The organism is Anaerococcus sp. Marseille-P9784 (assembly GCF_902500265.1).
GTDB lineage: Bacteria > Bacillota > Clostridia > Tissierellales > Peptoniphilaceae > Anaerococcus.
Genome location: NZ_CABVOZ010000001.1, coordinates 627,340 through 652,098, shown reverse-complemented (window position 1 = coordinate 652,098; position 24,759 = coordinate 627,340). Strand labels below are relative to the sequence as shown.

Below are 24,759 nucleotides of genomic sequence, written 5' to 3'. Positions count from 1 at the left end.
ACTAATCTATAATATGTATTTTACATATTATTATAATTTTTTCAATAAAAAAATACTATTTTTAAACAAGACTTGTAAAAATAGTATTTAATATGTTAAAGTTTTAAAATTTATAACAATTTTTATGAAATATCTATAAATACTTGCTCAATGCTTCTTCAAGTACATCTTTTGCTTGAAATCCTACCAAGGTTTGTTTTAAAACACCATCCTTAAATATCATAAGTGATGGAACTGCATTTACATTGTATTTACTTGCTATATCTTTTGCTTTATCGACATCTAGTCCATATATATTAAACTTATCTTCCAATTCTTCTAGGATTGGTTTTTGCATTTTGCATGGTCCGCACCAAGATGCATTGAAATCTACTAGGCATAGCCCACTACCATTTTCTATTTCTTCGATAAATTCTTTTGAATCTAATTCTTTCATTTTTTTCTCCTTTTTGGATTATTTTCTAGGACAAATCAAGCAAAATTTTAGTCCGTTTAAATTATATATTTTCCAACTAAAGGCTCTTCTCGGAGCTTCGCTCCTGCGACCATTCCATGGAGGGTCCTCCTCTAGTCAGGCAAATATGCCTTGACTTGGCATATTTGCCCCGAAAACTTAGTGCGGAAGCACGGGAGAGTCTACTTTAAGTAGACGAGTTTTCGTACGGGCTTTATTGTTGTTCGATAAGTCCTCTAACTTCTATTACTGGTAACGTATATATTATACCCTTATTTTCATCTTTTAGTTGCATTTGTTCATAGATTGCATTTTTTATTTGCTCTGCTAGTTCTGTTTTTACTAGCATTATTACTAGATCTTTTTCTTCCTCTATGTTCATATTAAATAGGATTGATTTTACTTCTTTGGCTGAGCCTCGTCCGTGTACTAGGCTTGCACCTCTAGCTCCGTTTTCTTGGGCAATTTGCACTGCTTTTTGACCTTCGTGTCTATCTACTATTACATATAATGCTACATATTCTAAATTCATTTTGACCTCATCCTCAATTCTATATTCAAGGGGCGATGTAAAGGCTATGGCCGTGTTAGTCTTTTGGATTTCCTTGTTTAATTCTCTTAGTAAAACCCTTGCATCTTTTTCATCTAATATAGCCATTACTATTTCTTTTTTTATTTTATCGATGTGGAGCATATTTTCTATATGTCCCTTGCTTAATCCGTAACCATAAAAGCAAGTTATGGAGCTTGCTCCATTTTTATCTAACAAATTCATGAAGTCGCTTCCCTTGCCTCTAGGTAGTATTACTCTTAATAATTCTTTCATTAATTCCTCCCCTTATAAAGGTAACCCATTATCATTATCGTTAGAACCGGCATCATGGCGACAAAGGATATTACTCCAAATCCATCTGCCACATTTCCTGCTACTCCTTGGCAAAAGGCTAGGATAAAGGTTGCTGTCATCGGTCCTGATGCAACTCCTCCTGAATCAAAGGCAATGCCAACAAATAGTTGCGGAACTTTTCTTGAAATAATTAGGGATAATAAAAATCCTGGAACTATTACCATCCATAGGCTAAAGGCATTTGTTTTGATCCTTATTACTGCAAGCATTACTGCAAGGGCAACTCCTATGGAAAGGGCTTTTAGGATGTTTCTTTTTGGGATAGATCCTCCAGTTACATCTTCTACTTGCTCTGCTAAAACTGCAACAGCTGGTTCTGCCAAAACGACCAATAGGCCAAGGATGAAACCTATCAGCGGTAAAATTTTATAATCTCTCAGAGACTCTCCAAAAACTCTTGCAAGATCCATAAAACCTGCTTCTACGGATATCAAAAATAAAATAAGTCCAAAATAAGTATAGATAAGTCCTAAAAGAATTTCTTTAAACTCGTCTTTTTCCATTTTGAAATATTTGTGGTTCATGGTAAAAAACACCAAAGAAAGAGGCAAAATTGCAAGACTTGCATTGATTATTCCAGAAATTATTATAGAGCCTTCTTCATGGCTTGCTATTTCTATTTGTCCTATTTGTGTGAAAAGACTCATCAACAAAGCTGCAAGTATGGGGCCTGCTGAGGCCATTCCTACAAGTCCAAAAGAGTTTTCTTCTCCATGCTCTCCTTTAAGATTTGCAACTCCAAGTCCAAGGGCAATGATAAATGGCGTTGTCATAGCTCCTGTTGTTGCTCCCGAAGCATCAAAGGCTATGGCATGGGAAATATTATCTGTAATAGCCATTAGTCCAAAAATTATAAGATAAACTATCCACATAAGTTTTGATATGGAAATTTCTTTAAAAATCCTATAAAGGCCAAGGGATATCATAAATCCTACTCCTGCGGAAATAATTGCTACTATTAACCAGGAGTTTAGACAAAGTGCTAGTGAAACTTCATTGGAAAGAATTATTAAATCTGGTTCTGCCATTGATATTATAAATCCAAGAAAAAGTCCGAATATTAGTACCTTGCTTATTTTGTCAAATCTTGCTAAAAAGTCTCCCATCATAGTTCCGATTTTGGAAATAGATAGGTCTATGCCTGATAAGAATATAGAAAGTCCTATAATTACTCCCAGTGATCCCAAAATAAATTTGATAAGTAGATAACTTTCCACTTTTACAAAAATATTAAGGATTAGGACTAAAGTCACAATAGGTAATACTGCTTTGGAGTTATCTTTTAAATATTCAACAAATATATTATGCCTCCTTTTTTAAAAATAAAGAGGCAATCTTCCGATCGTCTCTTTACAAATCCTATATTTTTACTATATATTAATTAGCAGTATTTATTGCTTGGCTAGCAGTGATTATTGCAATTTCATATACATCTTCTGCTGAGCAACCACGAGATAGGTCGTTTACTGGGGATTTTAGGCCTTGAAGAATTGGACCTAAAGCCTTATAACCACCTAATCTTTGAGCTATTTTATAACCGATATTACCTGCTTGTAGGTCTGGGAAAATAAATACATTGGCATGACCAGCTACTTCAGATTTTGGTGCTTTGTTTTTTGCGGTAATTGGATCTAGGGCAGCATCGAATTGTAATTCTCCATCTAATGGCACATTTGGATCAATTTCATGTGCTTTTTTTGTTGCCTTGGAAACCTTATCTACTAGATCATGGCGAGCAGAACCTTTAGTAGAAAAAGATAAAAGAGCTACTTTTGGTTCTATGCCAAAAGACTTAGCTGTATAGGCTGTCTCAATTGCAACTTCTGCCATTTCTTGAGATTCGAGTGTTATATTTATAGCTGTATCAGCAAATACATATTGTTCTCCATTTGGTCCAATCATTATCATGATTCCAGATACTCTTGAAATTCCAGGTACGGTTTTGATAATTTGTAGGGCTGGTCTAATGGTATCTCCTGTTGTTCCAATAGCACCAGATACCATTCCATCTGCTAGTCCTGCTTTTACAAGCATAACTCCGTAGTAGTTGTTATCTTTTTTTAGCAGATATTCAGCATCCATCTTTGTAGCTTTGCCTTTTCTAGCTTCGACAAATTTTTCTACAAGAAGATTAAAATTCTCATCATAATTAGGATCAATTATTTGTAAATCTCCAAGTTTTAAGTTGTTTTCATCGGCAATTTTTTGTATTAGTCCCTTATCGCCAAGAACTATTGGAGTAAGCAATCCATCTTCTTTGTGCCTAATAGCAGCTTCTAGGATTCTTGGATCTTTACCTTCTGGGAAAACAATTTTTAGGTCTTTGCCTTTTATTGAATCAGTTGCCATCTGTAAAATTGTTGAATTTGACATAAGTCCTCCTAAATTTCTTTTTAATCACTAATTTTATTATACCCAAAATTTCTCTATCTATAATCAATTGTTAGATATAAAAAATCTATTGTTAGATATAATAAGTTGTTTTACTTATTTAAAAATTTACCCTTTGCTCTATTTAGAGCATCTTTTTCGTTTTTTGAAAGCTCTTGCTTTGAGATACCATTGGTAATTTCTTTTATATAAAAATTTGAACCCTTATCGGCATAAAGGCTAGTAAAAATAACACCGTTGTGGTAAGTGTCAAGCATGCAAAGCGAAAAAGATAGTTCGCCACTTTGGCCTTGGAAAGCGTCATAATGAACAACTGCAATCTTGCTAATAGCTCCCATAGTTTTATCGCTTGTTTCCATTGAACGTTGGTCTACTGATTTTAGCTGTAAATTTGAGGATTCTATCTGATCATTTAAGTTGAGCAAAAGCTCTTCAATATTCAAATCTTCTCTAGTTCCCCTAAGCAAATGGTCATATCTTTGTTTTTGTCTGCGTAATTTGTTGTTTACGGAATGAATCATGGCAAATTCAATGATGGAGATTAGGCCTAAAATTCCCAAAATAACATAAATTGTCGTCATTTTTTCCTTCTTTCAATAATTTTTGTATTTTCCTTGTGCAATTTATTTGCTAAATTAATATACTTATCAAGATCGATTTTTTCATCAAAATTTTCTAAATTTAATTTAATAGTTGGAAGAGCTGAAATAATTGTTTGTTTAAGAATATCGTTGGCAATTTGTCCATCTGTTATTGTGGAAATTTTTCCATATTCTAAGTAAAATTTCAAAATCTCTAAAGCCTTGATATTCGTATCAATCATAGTAAGCAAAGGCTTACTAGCATTATAATAATCTTTTTCTAATGCTTGGCCTTCTATAATTTTTTCCATCAAATAAGCAAAATTGTCAACATCATCTTGTGCATTTAAGGATAAGCTTTCTGATAATTTTAAAATTTCTTCTTTGTTAATCTCAGCTTGATCTTTCTTTTCTTTCCAAGATTTTCTATCCATCATCAAAATTAAATTTAGAGCTAAATTGCTTATGATAATTAAAATCGCACCTCCACCTGGATTGGCATCTGATTTTCTTGTTTGCTTTAGCAAAGTTTCTAAATCAAAAGTTGATAATTTTTTCTTATAATTTGTCATAAATTTTTTCTAGATCTTCTATACTGTAACAATCAATTGTTAGCTTGTAGTTTTTGCCAGATTTGCTGATATTTACCTTGGAAGATAATTTATCCATAAATTTTTCTGTCAAATCTTCTAGCAAAATATCGTCAAGGTTAGGTGTTTGAGGCTTGTTATCAGTGACAGATTCTGCCATTTTTTTCTCTTTGATTTTCCTTTTTTCAACTTTTCTTATATTGGTAGATCCGTTTATAAAATCGTTAAGTGTCAACGATCTTAGGTTGCCATCATCAATTGACAAAAGCGTTCTTGCTTGAGAAGGGGAGATTTGACCCTTATCTAAGGCTCTTTTTTCAACATCATAAAGATTTAATAACCTCATGGTATTTGCTATATAAGATCTTGATTTGCCCATAGTTTTAGCAATTTCTTCTTGTGTTAAATTATATTGGCTTGAAAGTTTCTTGTAGGCATTTGCTTCTTCGAGAACTTTTAGGTCTTCTCTTTGGATGTTTTCTATCAAGGATAAAACTTCTACATCTTTTTCATCATAGTCTTTAATAATGGCATCAATTGTTTTTAATCCAAGGTTTTTTATTGCTCTGTACCTACGTTCACCAGCAACTATTTCGTATTTATCATTTTTTTTCCTTACTACAATCGGATTTAAAAGTCCGTATTTTTCAATGGATTTAGCCAAATCATCAATTGTTTCATCATCAAAAGATTTCCTAGGTTGGTTATTTCTAGCGTAAATTTTTTCTATGTCGATTTGTAGAATTTCTTTACTGTTCGCACCTTTGACCATTTGCTTATTTAGAGCCGGGTCTGTTTCAAAGAGTTTATTCATTTTTTTGTTGGGATCTTCAGGTATTAATGAGTGCAAACCACGTCCTAGACTTCTTCTGTTAGTCATTTTCATTCTCCATTTCTTTTTTGATTATTTCATCAGCAAGCATCATATACGCAAGAGTTCCTTGTGAATCCGGGTCATATTGTATAGTTGATTGCCCATGACTTGGTGATTCAGCTAGCCTTGGAGTTCTAGGTATCATGACTTTAAATACTTTTGACTTAAAGAAGTTCTTAACTTCTTCAACTACTTCGTAAGATAAGAAAGTTCTTTTGTCAAACATCGTCAATAGAACCCCTTCAATTTCCAAATCTTTGTTTAATTGATTTTTAACTAGATTAAAGGTATTCATAAGCTCGCTTATTCCTTCCAAGGCGTAATATTCAGTCTGTACTGGTGCAAGTATTGAATCGCTTGCAACTAGTGCATTTATTGATAAAAGCCCAAGAGATGGTGGACAATCAATTAACACAAAATCGTAAGATTTTTTCCTTATTTCTTCCATGATTTCTTTTAGCTCTTGAGTTCTTTCAAAGGGATCAAGATCGACTAGTTCCACTTCTATACCAGATAAAGCGGGTTGGGAAGTTATAATATCTACACCAATTTCAGTCTTGCTAATATATTTATCTATATCCACGAATTCTTTAAGATCAGTTTTTCCATCTATCTTTTCTATTTCATCTTCTTTTATTGAGTCTGCCTTGGGATCTTTCCCGTTGCTATTTTGATCTTCAGAGTCTGTTTCTTCTTTATCTTCTTTTTTGACACCATCTTCTTTTATTTCTTCTACACTGCTTTGTTTTTTATTTTCTTCCGCCATGTCTGCTGCGAGTAATTCATCTTCCACAAGATTTGCGGTCATAGTTTTCTTTTCTGTTAGATCACAAAAAAGATCATAAATTGAATTTTCAATGGTAAATTTATCCATACCAAAACCCGAAGTTGTATTAGCCTGCGGATCCATATCTATTACCAAAACTTTTTTATCTAGATAAGTTAGGGCAACCGATAAATTGACTACAGTTGTAGTTTTTCCTACTCCACCTTTTTGATTAAATACCGATATTACTTTCATAAACACCTCTCATTATTAGTATAGCCATATCAAGAGCATAATTTTTAATTCTTTGTCTTATAAGGTTTCGATCGCCAGAAAGTTTAAAATATCTAACGTAAATTTCTCCATTATAATAAACTCCAACATATACTTCGCCCTTGTGAGCATATCCGGTTGTTGCTATACACAAGTTACTATTTGTGATTTTATTTAGTCCAAGAGCCATTTCTCTTACGACTTCTTTACTAACAACAGTATACTCCTTAATTGTTTCACATGAAACATTTAGAATTTTTTCTTTTGTTGCGTTGGCATATGTTATGTAAGATTCTTTTAAAACATCGCTTGCACCTGGGATATCTATTATAGAAGAAGCTATTAGTCCACCAGTAATTGATTCGGCGGTAGAGACAAATTCGTTTCTATCTCTTAAAAGATTAATTAGAACTTCTTCTTTTCTAATATTTTCACTTGTTATAACAAAAGGGTTAAGTTTATTTTTTACTAAATCTAGACCTTCTTTAATTTTTTTATCTACATCTTCTTCGCTTTTTCCCATTGCTGAAATTCTTAATAAAGGACCTTGATCGCTTACGTAAGGACTAATGGTTGGATTGCTTTTATTAAGATCAATTCTTCTAGCCATATCCCATTCTTCCAAGAGTCCAGTTTTTACAAAAACAGATTTTAAAAAAGCTTCCTTGTGTAAATATTTCATCAATTCATTTTCAAACATTGGAACCATTTCCTTGGGTGGTCCAGGGAGCAAAACGAATTTGGTATTAGATTTTGACTTAATAATACAACCAGGTGCAGTTCCAACTTTGTTTTTTAAAATGATTGCAGATTTGGGAAATTTGGCCTGCTTAATATTTTCTTTTGCCTTAAATTCATTATTGTTAAAAAACTTTAAGATTTCTTGGTAGCTATTTTGATCAACTTGAACATCGTTAGATAATTCACAAACATCAATTGCTACTTCCTTGCTTATATCATCGGCTGTTGGACCCAGGCCACCAGTTGTGAAAACATAATCGACTTTACCATCAACTTCTTTCATGGCCTCATAAAGTCTCTTATAATTATCGCCTATGGTTTCCATTTTATATAAGTTGATGCCAAGGTCTGCTAGTTTTTCTGCTATAAATTTTGAGTTGGTATCTGTTATTGTACCAAGTAAAATTTCTGTTCCTATAGAAAAAATTTGTGCATCCATAATTACTCCATTCTAAAGTATTATACCATTAAATTTTCTCAAGAAAAAAGCCATCTAATTAGATGACTTAATGATTTTTTTAATTATTATAAAGCTTATAAATATGCAAACAAAACCTATAATAAATACAAGACTTGCCAAGTTTTGATTGATGCTTAAAATTAACGCCAGAAAATTATTTACCATGTGGATTAAAATTGAGTCGAGAATATTTTTCCTGTAATAATAAATCATTGCCAAAATAAGAGCCATTACAAAAGTGTTCACTCCTTGAAGAATATTAAAGTGATAAATTCCAAACAAAAGTGCTGTGGATAATATAGCAAATTTATAATCAAAAAGCCTATTGATTTCCTCAAACAAAATCCCTCTAAAAATAAGTTCTTCGGTTATTGGAGCTAAAATTACTATAACTAAGAAAGTTAAGAAAAATCCACTTGAAAAGTTTGAAACTTCTTCAAGAGTTTCCAGGGTCCTTGTTATAGATGGTAAATCTTTTAAAAAGTATAATAAAATACTTACAAGAATGTTTCCTAAGGAAAAAACGCCAAAACCAATTACAATCATCTTCCAAAAATCTTTTTTTACTGATGATTTTATATAAGGAGTTTTTTCCGATCTCTTATAGATTATAGGTATTATTATGATTCCTCTTATGATTTGCCCTAGCAAAAGTTGATACTTAATGTCTAGAGTTTCCTTTTTTATTTGCCCATAAATTTGAATTACTTTGGCAGCTAGTAACTCTGATAAAAATACAAAGCCTGCTAGCAAAAATATTATTCCTAAGAGTTTTAAAAATTTCTTCATAGTTTTCCTTTTAGAATTTCAATGGTTTATTTTTCGGCAAATTTTTTCCTCTTGGATATTTGTTATTTGTCGGGTAGATTTTTTTAACTACGATATTTGCTCTCTCATTGCCCGATAAATCAAATCTTTCTATATCTATAACTTTTCCGCCTAAAATTTTTATAGCATTTTTTGCTTCTTCCAATTCTTCATCTGCCTTTGGCCCTTTAAGGGCGATAAAAATTCCGCCCACTTTTACAAAGGGTAGGCAAAGCTCTGATAGGGTTGTCATGTTGGCAACTGCTCTTGAAACGACCACATCATATTTTTCTCTATTATCTTTGGCAAAATCTTCGGCTCTTGCGTGAATGGCTCTAGCGTTTTGTAGATTAATTTTTTCAATTGCTTGGTTCATAAACTTAACTTTTTTATTTACACTGTCTATAAGAGTTAGGTCGATTTTCTTTTCAATGGCTAGAGGGATTCCTGGAAAGCCTGCCCCAGATCCTATATCTAAAACTTTGTCATTTTCCTTTATCAGATCAAGAACGCTTAGGGAATCTTCTATGTGTTTTATTTTTATCTCGTCAATGTCTGTAATGGTCGTAAGATTTGTATGGGCATTTACTTCTAACAAATAATCTATGAAAATCTTGTATTGGTCTTTTTTATCCACTTACTTCTCCAGTCTTTAGTCTAATTAAAAGTACATTTATGTCCGCCGGGCTTACTCCAGAAATACGACTGGCTTGGCCGATTGAATCTGGTTTTATTTCATTTAGCTTTATTGCCGCTTCTTTTTTTAGTCCAGAAACATTTAGATAGTCAAAATCTTTTGGCAATTTCTTTTTCTCAAGCTTTTTAAATTTCTCAATATCTGCCATTTGCTTAGCAATATAGCCTTCGTATTTTATTTCAGTTTGAGTTTGAATTTGTTGAAATTTTGGAAGAATCGGTCTATCAGGATCAAAAACTGAAATTTTCTCATAATCAATTTCCGGTCTTTTTAATAAGTCGTAAAGAGTTATGCCTGTCACTAGGGGATTAGAACCTAGAGTTGTTAATTTCTCATTAGTTTCCTTGGTTGGAGTAAGCATTATTTTTTTTAGCCTATTTTTTTCATTTTCAATAGCCTTATACTTATCGAGCATTTTTTGGTAGCGTTCTTCATCTGCCAAACCAATCTTGTAAGCTTTTTCAGTAAGTCTATAATCGGCATTATCTTGGCGAAGAGTAAGTCGATATTCGCAGCGGCTTGTCATCATTCTATAAGGTTCGTTTGTCCCTTCTGTAACCAAGTCGTCAATCAAAACTCCAATGTAAGCATCAGACCTATCCAAAATAAAAGGATCTTCGCCCTTTATTTTTAATGCCGCATTGATACCTGCAATTATTCCCTGACCTGCTGCTTCTTCGTAACCACTTGAGCCATTAATTTGACCTGCAAAATATAATCCTTGGTAGGCTTTGCTTTCCAAAGTCAAATTTAATTCTCTGGTGTCAATCATATCGTATTCAATGGCGTAAGCTGGACGCATGATTTTTACATTTTCCAAACCTAAAATCGTCTTATAAAAATCCATTTGTACTTCTTGTGGCAAAGAAGAAGACACTCCTTGAACGTAAATTTCATCTGTTGATAAAGATTCTGGTTCAAGAAAAACTTGGTGGATATCTCTATCTGGAAATCTCATCATCTTATCTTCTATAGATGGACAATATCTCGGACCGATTCCCTTGACCTTGCCGCCGTAGATAGGGGAGCGGTCGATGTTTTCCATAATGATTTCTTTTGTTTGTGGACTGGTGTAGGTTAGGTAGCAATCGTATTGTTTGCGATCTGAAAAATCGCAGCCTTCGTTTGCAAAAGAAAAAGGGATTACTTCGGCATCTCCTGCTTGAACATGAGTCTTTGAAAAATCGATTGATTTTTTGTCAATTCTTGCAGGAGTTCCAGTTTTAAATCTTCTGAGTTTAAAACCCATTTCCTCTAGGCAATCAGAAAGATAAGTTGCTGCTGATAGACCATGAGGACCTGAAACTTTTTCAAAATCACCGATAAGAATTTTCCCGTTTAGATAAGTGCCAGTACAAATTATTAAAGCCTTGCAAGGAAAAATTGCTCCTTGGATTGTTTCACATGAAACAATTTTTCCGTTCTCGTAATTTATCTTGTCGACTTCTTGTTCAAAAATGTCGATGTTTTCTTCATCTTCCAAAACTTTTTTCATTGCTTCGTGATATTTTCTCTTGTCAGCTTGCACTCTTAGGGAATGAACCGCAGGTCCTTTGGATGTGTTTAACATTCTTGATTGGATGAAAGTTTGGTCGATTACCTTTGCCATTTGTCCACCTAGAGCGTCAATTTCACGAACCAAATGTCCCTTGCCTGTTCCACCAATATTTGGATTGCAAGGCATATCTGCAATTGATTCTAATGATGTTGTTAATATTAAAGTGTCCATGCCAAGGCGAGCTGAAGCTAAAGCTGCTTCGCAACCTGCATGGCCAGCACCTACGACGACTACATCGTAGGCTTTTTGTATATACTTATTTTCCAACACAAAACTCCTTAAATACCTTATCCATAATTTCATCTGAAACGGATTCGCCAATTATTAGTCCCAAATCTTTGTAGGAACTTCTTAGGTCAACTTCAACTGCGTCAAGCGAAATCCCTCTTTTTATATCTTCTAATGAATTATCCAATTTTTCATCAGCGGATTTTAATAATCTCTCGTGACGAGTGTTGGTAATGATTAGCGACTCTCGGTTAATCACTTTGGTGTCAAATATATCTTGAATTTTTTCTTCCAATTCTTCAATGCCAATATTTTCTTTCATGGAAGTTTCTATTATAGGTAAGTCCAATTCTTCCATATAAAATTTGTTGGCAAGGTCAGTTTTATTTAAAATGACTATGGCATTTTTGCCTTTGATTAGTTCTAAAATTTTTTCATCTTCGCTGTCAAACTCTCTGGATCTGTCAAAAATTGCAATAATAAGATCAGAAGACTTGGAAAGCTCTATTGATTTATCAACCCCAATTTTTTCTACCAAATCATCTGTATCGCGTATGCCTGCTGTGTCGTTAATCTTTAGGGTAAAAGATCCTAGACTTATATATTCACTGATGGAATCTCTGGTCGTTCCAGGAATATCTGTAACGATGGCGCGATTTTCTTTTAGCAGTGCATTAAGTAGGGAAGACTTGCCAACATTTGGCTTGCCAATTATTGTTGTGTTTATTCCATCTTTTATAATCTTGCCCTTATTGGAAGTGCTTAATAATTTTTTGATTTTTTTATCAGCTTCTTCCATATAGGAAATAATTTCATCTGGAGGAAGGTCTTCGCCATCTTCTGTAAAATTAATCGAATATTCCAAACGAGAAAGTGCTTCCAAAAGATCTTTTCTAATTTTTCCTATCTCATCTCTTAGCAAACCATTTAACTGATTGATGCCCTGAGCTTGGGATAATTCGTTGGTAGAATTAATTATGTCTAAAACCGCCTCGGCTTGGGATAGATCGATTCGTCCATTTAGAAAAGCACGCTTGGTAAATTCTCCTGGCTCGGCAAGAGTCGCTCCCTTATCCAAAAGTAAGTTAAGGATTTTTTTTACCGAAATAAAAGAGCCGTGGCAATTTATTTCAACTATATCTTCTCTAGTAAAAGTTTTGGGAGCTGCCATGAAATTTACCATAACCTCGTCGATAATCTCTTCACCATCGATGATGTTTCCATAACGCATTTTGCGATTGTCTTTGATCTTATCTATTGGTCCACCGTGAATGGGACTAAAAATTTGATCGATAATTTCCTTTGACTTATCTCCACTCATCCTCACAATGGATATACCACCTGTACCTTGAGGAGTGGAAATAGCTGCTATTGTTTTCTCACTCATATATTTTCCTTTCTTAGTAAGCTAGTAATCCACTACTTTCACTAGTGGTTCTTAACATTAAGATTATAGTGGAAATGCCGATAAAGTCAATCTTGTTTTTCAAATTTATGGGAGATTTTAAATGATTTATAAACAAAAATACCAGCATCTTTTCAAAAAATAGTACAATAATAAAAAGGAGTTAAATATGGCTTATAAAATTTTGATAATCGACTTAGAAAATGAAAATACAAAAGTGGAATATGTGGAAGATGAAATTTCAAATTCTTACCTAGGAGGGCTGGGGCTTTCCTATTACTATTTGTCCCAAAATCCTAAAACAAATCCTTTTATGGTTTTTACGTCCGCAATAATTTCATATCCCAATCCTATATGCAAATACATAATAATGGCAAAAGATGAATCAGGAAATATTACCTACGGAACTTTGGGAGGAAATTTTTCTTATTATCTAAAAACAAATTCTTACGATGCTTTGGTTTTACTTGGAAAAGCAAGAGAGAAAAAAGAAATTTTTATAGATGATGAAGTTTTTATAAATAATTTTGAAAAGAGCGATAATCTATCTTTTTCGGCTTTGAGAAAAAAATATGGAAAAGATATTTCTTCTATTTATATAAGTAAGTCTGCAACGAAGGGCGATGAGCTTTCAAGATTAAGGGTTGACGAATATCAAGGAATTTCTAGAGGCCTTGCTAATATTTTGTTGGCAAAAAATGTCGTATCGATAAATGTCAAGAAAAATAATCTTAGAGAAATAAAAACTCCTCAAATCTACGAGGAAAATCCAAATAGAAATTGCCCTGGCTGCCTTTTGGGTTGCTTGGAAAAAAGGAGGGATAAAAAAGAAAATATATTTTCTACTAGCGAAAGAAATTCTATAAGCGAAAATCAAAAATTAGAAGAAATTAAAAAAATCTTGGATGCCTACGGCATAGATATCTTTGCCCTATCAAAGACCATAGAATTTGCCTACGAAAATCTAAATCACATTTATAAGTTTAAAAATCTACAAGCAGAAAATTTGGATACTATTTGCAAAAATATAGTAGAAGATAAGAGGGAAGAAATTTATAAAGATCTGGCCAAGGGAAGAAATTTTCTAGCAGAAAAATACGCAATCAAAACCACTAAAAAGAAAGCTAAAAATAAAAATCCAAATATCGATATAATAGATTCCGCAGGCCTTTGTTTATTTGCAGTTAATCCAAAAGACTTATCAAATATAAGTCAAACCATAAATAAACTTTCTGGCAAAAATTATTCAGAAGATGATTTAGAATATTTAATAAATGAGATAGAAAAAATAAAAAGCAGCTTAAAGTAATTTGAGCTGCTTATCTTCTATTGCTACATGATAATCATAAGTATAATCTTCTAAACTGTCATGGCTTATTAGAATTATCATCCTATCGTCTTTTTCTTTTAGCCACTTATCTAGAAAATCATTTGCATTTTTCCTAGATTTTTTGTCCATCTGAGAAAAAGGTTCATCCAAAATCAAAGTTTGCTTGGCTCTAAGAGTTGATCTTAGAAAAGCAAGCTTTTCTTTTTCTCCACCTGATAGACTTTCTATGTGCTGGTCTAGCAAATTTTCTATGGCAAAAAATTCCAATTCTTTTTTTATATTTTTGGGATTTATATTTACCAATTTGAAATTATCTCTTGGAGTATTTTTGTAAAGGTAGGGAGATTGAGCCTGGTAGATAATTTCCTTATCTATGTCAATTTCTCCTTTTACAAAAGGGCAAAGACCCAAAAATGATTTGAGCAAAGTAGATTTGCCAGCACCGTTTTCTCCAGTAAGAATATATTTATTTCCATCCTCAAAGGTAAATTCTTTTATTTGAAATAATGATTTGCCATTAACATCAGCTGTAAGATTTTTTAATTTTATCATTATTTCTCCCCCTAATAATCATAGCTAGAAATGAAACTGTTAGAGAAATTGCCATAAGAATAATTCCAAGTTTGATACTCATTTGATAATTGCCCTTGTTATTTTCAAGAACAATGGCAGAAGTCAAAACTCTGGTTTTAAATCTTACATTTCCTCCAACTATCATAACAGCTCCAACTTCTGAAATAGCTCTGCCAAAACCTGTGATGATTGCAGAAATTACAGAAATCTTAACTTCTTTAAGTAATTGAAAATACATTTTTACTTTAGAAATCTTTAATCCTAGAGATGTTTCAATAAAAGAATTTCTAATACTTTCAACAGCCGGAAAAATATTGGCAGTTATAATCGGTGTAACTATCAAAACTTGAGCGATTATTATAACTTTTTCAGTATAAAGCCAAGAAAGATGTCCCAAAACTCCATTTTTTGAAAATATTAGATAAACCACAACGCCAGCTATAACTGGTGGCAAGGATGTAAATGCATTTGTAATTATCTTTACATATTTGATGAATTTATTGTCATTTAATCCAAGGGTAAAACCCAAAAGGATTGCAAATATTGTCGAAATCAAAGTTGAAATAAAGCATATCCTAAGAGTTAATACCACTATGGAAAAAATTTCATTCATATTATTCACCTAAGAAGAATAATGCTTGTCCGTATTTATCTTTTCCGTATTCGCTTATTAGTTTAGCTGCATGATCTCCAAGCATCCAATCTTGGAATTTTTGTGCAACGTCTGGATTTGTTCCTTCAACCTTATCAGGGTTAACAATTATAACTGAGTAAACATTCTTTAGAGAATCTGATTGGTCAACTAAAACTTCAAGGTCTAAATCATTTTCCATTGATAGGAATGTTGAAAGGTCTGTTAGAGTGTAAGCTCCATTTTCTGATGCAAATGTAAGAGTTGCGCCCATGCCATCGCCTGTTGCGTTGTAATTATCTTTTTTAGATAATTCGTCAACATTTACTCCAGCTTCTTCCCAAAGTTTTAATTCTTTGTTGTTTGTACCTGATTCATCACCTCTTGATGCAAATTTTGCATTCTTTTCGTTGATCAAAGCAAATGCTTCTTTGGCATCTTTGCCTTTGATTCCTGCTGGGTCATCTTTTGGTCCAACTATTACAAAGAAGTTGTGCATGAATGGTTTTCTTTCAAGACCATAACCTTCTTTTACAAATTCTTCTTCTTTAGCTTTTGAGTGTACAAGGATTACATCAGCGTTTCCTGCTTTAGCATCTTCTAAAGCAGCTCCTGTTCCCTTTGATACGATTTCCATATCAAGACCTGTATCTTCTTTTAGACCATCTCTTAGATATTCCATAAGACCAGAGTCGTTTACAGATGTTGTTGTTGTAAGTTTTACAACATTTTCTTCTTTAGAAGTATCATCTTTAGCATCTTCGTCTTTTTTGTCTTCTTCTTTGTTAGCATCTTCTTTGTTTTCTTGGCTTTGAGATTCTGTTACTTCTGTTTTGGTTTCTTCTTTTGTTTCTTCTTTTTCTTGATTGCCACAACCTGTTGCTATTAATAAGGTTGCAACTGCAATTAAGTGAAATTTATTTAGTTTCATTTTATTCCTCCTATAAAATATTTCCACTGTCATTTGTATTATACCCACCAAGCTCAGATATTCTAATTTTAAAGTCTTCTGATCTTAAAATTTCAAGCAAATCTTTGATTGACTGAAGCTTCAAGTTCTCTTTTTTGATGATAAATTGATATTCTTCATCTTTTAGGTAGATAAAGTCTATATCCATTTTTATTGCTGCTGATTCTACTCCAATGGAAAAATCGCAATCGCCATTTTTTACAGCAAGAGCTGCTGATAGGTGAGTTGTAACTTCATTATCATATCCTCTTATGGTATAAGGGTCAATATTTTCTTTTTTCAAAAGATAATCAAAAAGCAATCTTGTTCCTGCTCCTCTTTGCCTATTGACCATTTTTTTATCAAGCAAATCATCGATGGTCTTTATAGAAAGAGGATTACCCTTTGGGACATAAATTCCCTGCCTACGACCGACAACATTTATCTTTGAAATATTTTCTGGATCGAAGAATAATTTTATGGCATCATTATTATAAGTTCCATCTTCATCTAGCAAATGTGAAGGAGCTATTAGGCAATCGCCCTCGCTTAGAGCCTTTAGTCCACCAAGAGAACCTACATGAGAAGATGAAATCCTCGTTTGCTTTTTGTCTTTGGCAAACATATCATTTAGCAAGTCTACAACAATATCGTGAGAGCCTATACAAACAATTCTGTTGTTAAGAATTTCTTTGGCAATCGGCTTATGCAAAATTACATCTATGATATCACCCCTGTTGTAGCCTTCGATATTTCTATCGATTATTATATAACCATCAGATTGGGCAAGGGAAAATAAAGATCCCGCCTTCCTATCTAGAGGAGTTACAATTGTTTTGCCATCGACAATGCCAAGTTTAGATCTTATATATTCTCTATTTTTTAGCGAAGAAATCACAGGTTTGGTAAGTTTTGCCTTTATTATTTCCTTGTCATCTTCAATTTGATTTAATTTTTTTAGGATAGTAGGAATTACGATTCTTTCAAAAACTATGTGAGTTGAAACTGGATAGCCTGGAAGTCCTACAAAAGGAAGGTCAAAAATTTTTCCCAAAATAGCAGGCTTACCTGGTTTTATGGAAATTCCATGGACAAAAACTTCTCCAAGTTTTCCTACAATTTCGCTGGTAAAATCTTTGCTTCCTGCAGAAGTTCCTGCAATTAGACAGACAAAATCGCATTCTTTGCTTGCCTTTAGCAAGGCTTTTTCTATGGAATCTTTCTCATCTTTTACTATTGGATAGATAATTGTTTCGATGCCATTTTCAAAGGCCATACTTTTTAGCATGGCGGAGTTTGATTCTATAATTTTGCCAACGCTAAGCTCTTCATCCTTATCGATTATTTCATTGCCTGAAGGGATAAGTCCAAGGATTGGCTTTTTTAAAACTTCAACTTCGTTGATGCCAGTTGCTATTAAAACTGAAAGGTCTACTGCTCTAAATTTGTGATAGGATTCAAATATCAAATCTTTTTCTATTACATCTTCGCCTTGGATTCTAATATTTTCCCAAGCATTTACTGGCTTTAAAATCGTAATGCCATCTTCTTCGATTTTTACATCTTCTATCATTATTACCGCATCGTAAGGCTTAACTAGGGGAGAACCAGTATTGCAATAAATGAAATCTTCGTTTTTTAAAAAAAGCGGCTTATTTTCTCTGGCAAGTTTGGTCATCTCGCTTACAACCATTACTCCGTCCATGGCTGATGAATGATAGGAAGGAGAAGAATATTTGGCAAAAATTGCTTTTGCAGAAATTCTTCCCAAGGCATCTTTGGAATTTATAATTTCAGTTTTCTTATCCTCAAAAAATTGGTCTAAATTATTTTGGAAAATCTCTATGGAATCTTCTAATTCTTTGGTATCTAAATATATATTTCTCATCTAATTAGGCTTACCCAAACATCTTCTCCATCTCTTAGACCTTCAGTATATTCATCTATTATAATATAGCCCTTGGCTTTTTTTAGTAGAGAAATATTGTTTGAAAATCCAAAGATGGGACTTGCAATAAGCTCATCCTCCTTTTTCTTTAAATCCACTAGACAAATTTGCGTTTTTGCAGAATTGTTGGCTATGTTTCTATCGATTTTGCATTTGATTTTAAGATCTTCTTCTATATTAAAATACTTGTTATAGGCTTTTTGGAAAATGCTCCTAAAAATCGCATAAGCGCTTATAGGATTTCCCGGCAGTCCCAAAATCATAGTCTTGTTATTTTGGCTAAGGCTTGTGGGCTTACCTGGTTTTATGGAAATGCCATGATAAATTATCCCCGGGCTTAATTTTTTGCCGACAGTTGGGACAAAATCTTTTTTGCCTTTGGATGATGAACCAGAAATAAAAATTAAATCCAAATCTTCTTTTAGTTCTTTTTCTATTAAATCTTCATCATCTGCCAAGTGCTTTACAGAAACAACATCAATTCCCATGCTAGTTAAAAGTCCAAAAAGCATATAAGAATTTACATCTCTTGCCTTGGCTGGTCTTAATTTACCATTAACTGGAATTATTTCATCGCCAGTAGATAAGATTTTGCATCTTAGTTTCCTATAAACAGAAATTTTGTCATAGCCAAGACTTGCCGCCATGGCCATGGTTTCTGGATTAATAATTTTGCCAGCTTTTTCGTAAATATCGCCAACTTTTGAATCATCGCCAATATCAATTACATGATCCATAAAAACAACCGGTCTACTTATAGAAATTAATTTTTCAGATAAGCTTTCTGTAAATTCAATTGGAATTACCGCATCAGCTCCCTCTGGAAGCATTCCTCCAGTATAAATTTTAGCCGCTTCTCCTCTTTGCAAAATTTTTTGTGGAACTTCTCCCATAGATATTTCTTCAATGACCTTTAGCATTGAGGGGATCGTTTCTGTCGCTCCAAGAGAATCCTTGTAATTTATAGCATAACCATCCATGGTGCTTTTTCTAAAATGTGGCAAATCATCTTTGCTTATCAAATCTTCTGCCATAATATAGCCTAAGGAAGAAGTTGTATCTATGGTAATTTTTTCCTTGTAGGAAATTTTTTCCATAAGGTCTACTTGCAAATTTATAGCTTGATCAATTTTTACTACTTCTAATAAATCCATAACCACCTCATTTTATAATAAGATTTTCGTTCTTATTATAAAGATTAAATCTTTGTTCTCTAGCAAAAGCAATCAAATTTACATTTTTTTCTCTTGCCATATCTATGGAAACGCTGGTAGGGGAGGCTTGAGATACGATTAAATCAAAGTCGATTTTTAAAATTTTATCAATAATCTGATCGCTTACCCTACAAGAAGTAAAGATAAATTTATCTGAAATGTCAACTTCCTTTGCCAAGATATAGCCTATGAGCTTATCGACGGCGTTATTTCTTGCCACATCTTCAAAAAATTCCATGATCCTATAATTTTCTATAATAGCACAAGCATGAGCGCCACCAGTTTTTTTAAAAATCAAAGAATAATTTTGAAATTCATTTGCCAGGGCAAAGATTTTTTCTCTTTCAAGGATAAATTTGCCCTTATTTCTCTTTATCTTTGGAGATTTTTCCTCTTTTAATTTCACATAGGCCTTATTATCTCTTATTTGTAAATCTATTATGTCATCTTTTGAATTTATCAAATCCAAGGCATAAAGATGGCCAATGACAAGATATTCTAAATTTGACGGCGAGCACATAAGCCTTGCAAGGATTTTTTCTCCTTGGTAAATGTAAAAATAAGTTTCTACTATAACATCATCGTTAAAGCAAATTATTTTATCTTCCTTGTATTTTTTTATTTGGTATTTTTTAGTTAAATCCATTGTTTTTCTCTTTCAAAAATTTCTGCCAATCTTCTGGATAATTTAGATTTCTAAAAATGTTTTGGTAATTTTTAAAGATCCTTATCTCCTCTTCTTTTATGAGAGTGGGGGAGATTTCTTCTAAAAATCCATTAAGACTTCTTTTTTGTGCTTGTAGATATTTTTCTAAATTATTTGCCAAGTCTTTTTTGTAAAAGGCAAAAAATGGCTGGTAATATTTTTCGTTTTTATAAACTAGGGCGTTTTTGTAAGTCTTAGTCTTTAGAAAATCTAGGTAGGCTTGGTTAAAATAAGGCATATCACAAGCTATTAGAAAATTATCCTCATTAACAGAAGAAATGAGGCCTGTAAAAAGTCCTCCACATGGCCCCATATCTTTTATAATATCAGATACGATAAGTATTTTATTTTCGTAATTATCATACCTATTTTTGAAAAAATCCTTCTTGTTGCTTACAATAATTATTTCTTCAAAATTTTTGGATAAATTTTCTATAAGAGCATCTATTAGATAAGTTCCCTTATAATTTAGCATTTGTTTATCCTTGCCCATCCTAGTGGATTTGCCACCGGAAAGGACGATTGCTGATTTTTCTTTCAATCAACCACCCCAACTCATGTTCATATACTTATCCATGAGCTTGTCGTATTCGTCTTTGAAAATTTTGGCATGGCCATCTTCCCAAGCCGCAAAGTTTGTAAGAATTTCTTTTAGTTCGCTATCTTCAACTTTTCCTGCCATCATCTTATAATATTCTCTAAAATCTTCTTCGATTAGGTAAGCCATACGAAGAACGTTCATATCTGGAATCATTGATTGTTCCAAAGTCTCATCTAAGTTTTCGCTTTCTTTTCTTTGGTCGAAAAACTCGTGAGCTTCTTCTTTTGGCAATTCTAGGTCAGAAACTTCCTCGCCTTGGTATTTGGCAAGTAATTTTTTTAGATATTCGTAATGTCCCCATTCGATTTCAGATAATTTCTTAAAAACAGATTGGGTTTGTAGATTTTGGCTTTTTTCTGCATTGTCCTTGTAGAAATTATGGCCATATAATTCCATGCCCATGGCAAGATTTATTATCTTTATTGGATCATACATAAGAATTCCTTTCTAATTTTTCTATAGCAACAGATGAAACTTTTAATTCTGGAATTTTGGCAATTGGGTCCAAAACTGGATTTGTAAGTGTGTTTGCAGATCCGTCAACATAGTGGAAAGGCATAAATACAACGCCCGGTTCAATTTTGTCGGTAACTTTTGCCATTGTCGTAACACTACCACGTCTTGATGAAACTTTTACTCTTTCACCATCGGCAATATTGTATGCTTTGGCAGTAACTGGTGAAATTTCCATGTAGGATTTTCCAGCAATTTCTGTAAGTCCGTCGATTTTGCCAGTCATAGTTCTTGTGTGGTATTGGTATAACATTCTTCCAGTTGTTAGTATCAATGGATAATCTTCATCAGGTGTTTCTTTACTTACTTCATATTCTATTGGCACAAATAAGCCCTTGCCTCTAGCCATAGAATTTTTGTGCAAGTATTTGGTTCCCTTGTGGTCCTTGCTTGTGCATGGCCATTGTAGAGATTCAGTTTTTAATCTCTCGTAGGAAATTCCCCTATAAGATGGAGTGCAAGCTGCAAGCTCATCCATAATTTCACTTGGAGAATTATAGTACTCTTCATAACCTAGTAGTGTTGAAACTTCCATTAAGATTTGCCAGTCTGGCTTTGCTTCGCCAATAGGATCAATGGCTTTATTGATTCTTTGGATTCTTCTTTCGGTGTTGGTAAAAGTTCCATCTTTTTCGGCAAATGATGCTGCTGGTAAAACTACATCGGCAAATTCTGCTGTTTCTGTTAGGAAAATATCTTGAACAACCAAAAAGTCCAAACTATTAAGAGCTTTCTTGATGTGGTTTAAATCTGGATCAGAAATCATAGGATTTTCGCCCATTATATATAAGAAGCTTAGTTCTCCTTTTTCTGCTGAGTGCATCATTTCAGTTAAGGTTAGACCTTTTTTAGCTGGTAATTCAGTATGCCAGAAATTTCCCATAGATTCTCTAACTGGATCCAAAAATACTTTTTGATATCCTGTGTAATCTGTAGGAAGAGCTCCCATATCACAAGCACCTTGAACGTTATTTTGTCCTCTTAGAGGGTTAATGCCTGTAGATTCACGACCGACATTTGCTAAAAGCATTTGTAGGTTTGAAGTTGATCTTACGCCGTTGGTACCTGTAGCATGTTGTGTAATTCCCATTGAATAATACAAGGCACCTTTGTCAGCTTTGGCATACATTCTTGCAGCTTTGATCAAGTCATCTTTGTCGATGCAACAAATTTCTGCAACAACTTCTGGAGTATATTTTTCTATAACTTTCTTAAATTCTTCAAAACCTTCAGTTCTTTCGTTTATATATTCCTCATTTTCAAGATGTTCACTTAATATTACATTCATCAAACCATTTAAAGCTGCAATATTTGTTCCTGGTTTTATTTGCAAGTAAATATCTGCATATTTGGCAAGTTCGATCTCTCTTGGATCTATAACTATTAGTTTTGCTCCATCTTGTACTCTTTTTTTGATTTTTGTGCCTATAACTGGGTGATTTTCAGTTGTATTTGTACCGATTATCAAAAATGCATCTGTGCCGTCAATTTCTTCTATGGAATTTGTCATAGCACCAGAGCCAAGGGTATTGGCAAGACCTGCTACGGTTGAGGCGTGGCAAAGACGAGCGCAGTGGTCAACGTTATTGGTCTTAAAAACTGTTCTTATAAATTTTTGGAACAAATAGTTTTCTTCATTAGTACATCTTGCTGAAGAAAAACCTCCGAAGCCATCTGGACCTTTTTTGGTCATAATCTCTTCGTATTCTTCTTTGATTAGTCTATAAGCCTCTTGCCAAGATGCTTCTACAAATTTGCCATCTTTTTTGATAAGTGGTTTTGTAAGTCTATCTGGATGATTTACAAATTTGTGGGCAAATTTACCCTTTACGCAAAGCAAACCATCGTTTGGTATGGTGTTAATTGGCTCAACTTCAACTATACGATCGCCCTTAATTAGTAAATTTATTTGGCAACCTACTCCACAATAAGAGCAAGTTGTTTGAACTTTTCTAACTTCCCAATATCTAAATTTATCTTCTGGATATTTTTTCTTAGGATTTAAAGCTCCAACTGGGCAAGCTGAAACACAGTTGCCGCAAGAAACACAATCGCTATTGCCAAAGCCCTTTTCCATAGGAGCTCCAATATAAGAATCAAAACCTCTATCTATAAAGCTTATGGCATGGCTATTTTGCAAATTATGGCATGCACTTACGCAAATTCCGCATTTTATGCACTTATAAGGATCATAGGTAAAGAACTTGTTGGTACTATCGACCTTTAATTCACTAGGCTCATTTTTGTAAGAGCCAGTCTTAACTCCATATTCATAGCAATAATTTTGTAATTTGCATTTACCAGATTTATCGCAATTTAGACAATCATTTGGGTGGTTGGAGAATAATAAATCTAATATTTCTCTTCTCATCCTCATGATTTTTTCGCTGTGGGTGTGGATTTTCATTCCATCTTTTAATTTTTCTGAGCAAGCTGTAACTGGGGTTTTGTAACCTTCAACTTCTACTATGCATAACCTACAAGCGCCATTTGGCAATAATCTCTTGTCATAGCAAAGAGTAGGAATTTCTACTCCAATTTCGTTACAAAAGCTAAGGATCGTTTTAGGAGCATCAACATCATATTTGACATCGTTAATGTAAACTTCCATATTATTCTCCTTTTTTAGCATCTACTTTTTCAATCTTTTTAACTATATTTTTAAAACCTGTTACTGTTAGCCAGTCGCTTTCTACAAATTCTCCTGCACCTTTCATATAAGGAGTGTCAGGATTATCTAAAAACATTAGCTCTGTCATCATTCTGCCTTTTAGACATAAAGGTCTGCCAGAACTTGGTTTTTTAGCTGTAACTGCAATGTTTTCTCCATTTTTGGAATGAACTTCAAAGTTACAACCAAATTCGCAAACTTTGCACTTAACAGTTTTCTTTTCGCTTTCAAAACTTCTAATTTTGCCAAGCGATCTTTTGTCAATCAAAGCTCCTACCGGGCAAATTGAAACGCATCTATTGCAAGATATGCAATATGAATGAGCAAAATCCTTTCCTAGATCCAAAGCTATATAGGCATCATAACCTCTATCGGCAAAGCTTAGGATAGATCTTTCTTCGATTTGTCCACAAATTTGAACGCATTTGCCACAAAGAATGCATTTAGCATTATCTTTTAAAATATAAGGGCTTGAAAGATCGTAAACTTTTTCTCTTTTTGCTCCGTCGTGATCTCTAAATTTCACATCATATTCGTAAGCGTATTTTTGTAAATCACAAGCTCCTGCTTTTTGACATGTTAGGCAATCATTTGGGTGAGAATCTAAAAGAAGTTGTAAAATAGCTCTTCTTTTTTTGATAATCTCCTCAGATTTAGTATTTATTTCCATGCCATCAGCAACTCTAGTTGAGCAGGCTGTATCGATTTTTGTCCAACCACGGTTTGTAATCTCTACTATGCATAACCTACAACCACCGTATTTTTCAAGATCTGGATCATAACATAGAGAAGGGATATCTATGCCATTTTCTCTGGCTACTTCCAAAATGAACCTATCTTTTTGGGTTTGTATTTCTTTTCCGTCGATTTTTATCGTTATATCTGTCATAA

The 24,759-nt window shown here is 33.4% G+C and carries 24 protein-coding genes; 1 reads left to right on the top strand and 23 read right to left on the bottom strand.

The features are described 5' to 3' along the window. Nucleotides 1-133 precede the first annotated feature (133 nt). From GAN53_RS03095 to mnmE, 13 genes are all read right to left on the bottom strand, one after another. Complete coding sequence (locus GAN53_RS03095) at nucleotides 134-436, bottom strand: thioredoxin family protein (protein WP_151409528.1); 303 nt, start codon at nucleotides 434-436, stop codon at nucleotides 134-136. Nucleotides 437-668: 232 nt separating this feature from the next. Further along, complete coding sequence (locus GAN53_RS09815) at nucleotides 669-1,280, bottom strand: transcriptional regulator (RefSeq protein WP_225791805.1); 612 nt, start codon at nucleotides 1,278-1,280, stop codon at nucleotides 669-671. Then, on the bottom strand, nucleotides 1,280-2,614 hold the full coding sequence (locus tag GAN53_RS03085) for a DUF1538 domain-containing protein (protein ID WP_225791804.1): 1,335 nt from the start codon (nucleotides 2,612-2,614) through the stop codon (nucleotides 1,280-1,282). The genes GAN53_RS09815 and GAN53_RS03085 overlap by 1 nt, the downstream gene beginning before the upstream one ends. Nucleotides 2,615-2,738: 124 nt before the next feature. After that, on the bottom strand, nucleotides 2,739-3,734 hold the full coding sequence (gene pta / locus GAN53_RS03080) for a phosphate acetyltransferase (RefSeq protein WP_151409526.1): 996 nt from the start codon (nucleotides 3,732-3,734) through the stop codon (nucleotides 2,739-2,741). A gap of 110 nt (nucleotides 3,735-3,844) precedes the next feature. Beyond that, nucleotides 3,845-4,333 (bottom strand): DUF4446 family protein, encoded by a 489-nt coding sequence (locus tag GAN53_RS03075; RefSeq protein ID WP_151409525.1) that lies wholly within the window; start codon nucleotides 4,331-4,333, stop codon nucleotides 3,845-3,847. Further along, nucleotides 4,330-4,905, bottom strand: coding sequence for a cyclodeaminase/cyclohydrolase family protein (locus GAN53_RS03070; protein WP_151409524.1), 576 nt, complete (start codon nucleotides 4,903-4,905; stop codon nucleotides 4,330-4,332). The genes GAN53_RS03075 and GAN53_RS03070 overlap by 4 nt, the downstream gene beginning before the upstream one ends. After that, the gene (locus tag GAN53_RS03065) at nucleotides 4,892-5,803 is read right to left on the bottom strand and encodes a ParB/RepB/Spo0J family partition protein (protein ID WP_151409523.1); all 912 of its coding nucleotides are present in this window, start codon (nucleotides 5,801-5,803) and stop codon (nucleotides 4,892-4,894) included. Before GAN53_RS03065 ends, GAN53_RS03070 begins: the two co-directional genes overlap by 14 nt. Beyond that, on the bottom strand, nucleotides 5,796-6,818 hold the full coding sequence (locus tag GAN53_RS03060) for a ParA family protein (protein WP_151409522.1): 1,023 nt from the start codon (nucleotides 6,816-6,818) through the stop codon (nucleotides 5,796-5,798). The genes GAN53_RS03065 and GAN53_RS03060 overlap by 8 nt, the downstream gene beginning before the upstream one ends. Next, on the bottom strand, nucleotides 6,796-8,016 hold the full coding sequence (locus GAN53_RS03055; RefSeq protein WP_151409521.1) for a CinA family nicotinamide mononucleotide deamidase-related protein: 1,221 nt from the start codon (nucleotides 8,014-8,016) through the stop codon (nucleotides 6,796-6,798). The genes GAN53_RS03060 and GAN53_RS03055 overlap by 23 nt, the downstream gene beginning before the upstream one ends. A 54-nt stretch (nucleotides 8,017-8,070) precedes the next feature. Continuing rightward, the gene (locus tag GAN53_RS03050) at nucleotides 8,071-8,826 is read right to left on the bottom strand and encodes a CPBP family intramembrane glutamic endopeptidase (protein ID WP_151409520.1); all 756 of its coding nucleotides are present in this window, start codon (nucleotides 8,824-8,826) and stop codon (nucleotides 8,071-8,073) included. Between the two features lie 10 nt (nucleotides 8,827-8,836). Beyond that, entirely contained in the window at nucleotides 8,837-9,481 is a 645-nt protein-coding gene (rsmG, locus tag GAN53_RS03045) for a 16S rRNA (guanine(527)-N(7))-methyltransferase RsmG (RefSeq protein WP_151409519.1), read from the bottom strand. Then, on the bottom strand, nucleotides 9,474-11,366 hold the full coding sequence (gene mnmG, locus GAN53_RS03040) for a tRNA uridine-5-carboxymethylaminomethyl(34) synthesis enzyme MnmG (protein WP_412835125.1): 1,893 nt from the start codon (nucleotides 11,364-11,366) through the stop codon (nucleotides 9,474-9,476). Before mnmG ends, rsmG begins: the two co-directional genes overlap by 8 nt. After that, nucleotides 11,356-12,714 carry a tRNA uridine-5-carboxymethylaminomethyl(34) synthesis GTPase MnmE gene (gene mnmE / locus GAN53_RS03035; RefSeq protein WP_099321479.1) on the bottom strand — a complete coding sequence of 453 codons (1,359 nt, stop codon included), beginning with the start codon at nucleotides 12,712-12,714 and terminating at the stop codon, nucleotides 11,356-11,358. Before mnmE ends, mnmG begins: the two co-directional genes overlap by 11 nt. A gap of 187 nt (nucleotides 12,715-12,901) precedes the next feature. On the opposite strand from mnmE, the gene GAN53_RS03030 reads away from it, so the two are divergent. Continuing rightward, nucleotides 12,902-14,041, top strand: coding sequence for an aldehyde ferredoxin oxidoreductase N-terminal domain-containing protein (locus tag GAN53_RS03030; RefSeq protein ID WP_151409518.1), 1,140 nt, complete (start codon nucleotides 12,902-12,904; stop codon nucleotides 14,039-14,041). On the opposite strand, the gene GAN53_RS03025 is transcribed toward GAN53_RS03030, so the two are convergent. Genes GAN53_RS03025 through GAN53_RS02980 form a run of 10 tightly spaced genes read right to left on the bottom strand, consistent with a single transcriptional unit; the run spans nucleotide 14,033 to nucleotide 24,757 of the window. Then, complete coding sequence (locus GAN53_RS03025; protein ID WP_151409517.1) at nucleotides 14,033-14,614, bottom strand: energy-coupling factor ABC transporter ATP-binding protein; 582 nt, start codon at nucleotides 14,612-14,614, stop codon at nucleotides 14,033-14,035. The two genes, GAN53_RS03030 and GAN53_RS03025, sit on opposite strands and share 9 nt — an antisense overlap. After that, on the bottom strand, nucleotides 14,586-15,248 hold the full coding sequence (locus GAN53_RS03020) for an ABC transporter permease (RefSeq protein ID WP_151409516.1): 663 nt from the start codon (nucleotides 15,246-15,248) through the stop codon (nucleotides 14,586-14,588). Before GAN53_RS03020 ends, GAN53_RS03025 begins: the two co-directional genes overlap by 29 nt. 1 nt (nucleotide 15,249) lies before the next feature. Then, on the bottom strand, nucleotides 15,250-16,197 hold the full coding sequence (locus tag GAN53_RS03015) for a substrate-binding domain-containing protein (RefSeq protein ID WP_151409515.1): 948 nt from the start codon (nucleotides 16,195-16,197) through the stop codon (nucleotides 15,250-15,252). Nucleotides 16,198-16,207: 10 nt separating this feature from the next. Next, on the bottom strand, nucleotides 16,208-18,103 hold the full coding sequence (locus GAN53_RS03010; RefSeq protein WP_151409514.1) for a molybdopterin biosynthesis protein: 1,896 nt from the start codon (nucleotides 18,101-18,103) through the stop codon (nucleotides 16,208-16,210). After that, the gene (locus tag GAN53_RS03005) at nucleotides 18,100-19,317 is read right to left on the bottom strand and encodes a molybdopterin molybdotransferase MoeA (RefSeq protein WP_151409513.1); all 1,218 of its coding nucleotides are present in this window, start codon (nucleotides 19,315-19,317) and stop codon (nucleotides 18,100-18,102) included. The genes GAN53_RS03010 and GAN53_RS03005 overlap by 4 nt, the downstream gene beginning before the upstream one ends. Before the next feature lie 7 nt (nucleotides 19,318-19,324). After that, complete coding sequence (locus GAN53_RS03000) at nucleotides 19,325-20,023, bottom strand: formate dehydrogenase accessory sulfurtransferase FdhD (protein WP_099321486.1); 699 nt, start codon at nucleotides 20,021-20,023, stop codon at nucleotides 19,325-19,327. Beyond that, nucleotides 20,010-20,624, bottom strand: a complete 615-nt coding sequence (locus tag GAN53_RS02995) for a molybdenum cofactor guanylyltransferase (RefSeq protein ID WP_225791803.1) — start codon at nucleotides 20,622-20,624, stop codon at nucleotides 20,010-20,012. The genes GAN53_RS03000 and GAN53_RS02995 overlap by 14 nt, the downstream gene beginning before the upstream one ends. After that, the gene (locus tag GAN53_RS02990) at nucleotides 20,625-21,119 is read right to left on the bottom strand and encodes a ferritin family protein (RefSeq protein WP_151409512.1); all 495 of its coding nucleotides are present in this window, start codon (nucleotides 21,117-21,119) and stop codon (nucleotides 20,625-20,627) included. It abuts the gene before it with no gap. Continuing rightward, nucleotides 21,112-23,808, bottom strand: coding sequence for a formate dehydrogenase subunit alpha (gene fdhF, locus GAN53_RS02985; protein WP_151409511.1), 2,697 nt, complete (start codon nucleotides 23,806-23,808; stop codon nucleotides 21,112-21,114). Before fdhF ends, GAN53_RS02990 begins: the two co-directional genes overlap by 8 nt. 1 nt (nucleotide 23,809) lies before the next feature. Then, nucleotides 23,810-24,757, bottom strand: coding sequence for a 2Fe-2S iron-sulfur cluster-binding protein (locus GAN53_RS02980; RefSeq protein WP_151409510.1), 948 nt, complete (start codon nucleotides 24,755-24,757; stop codon nucleotides 23,810-23,812). Between the last annotated feature and the right edge of the window lie 2 nt (nucleotides 24,758-24,759).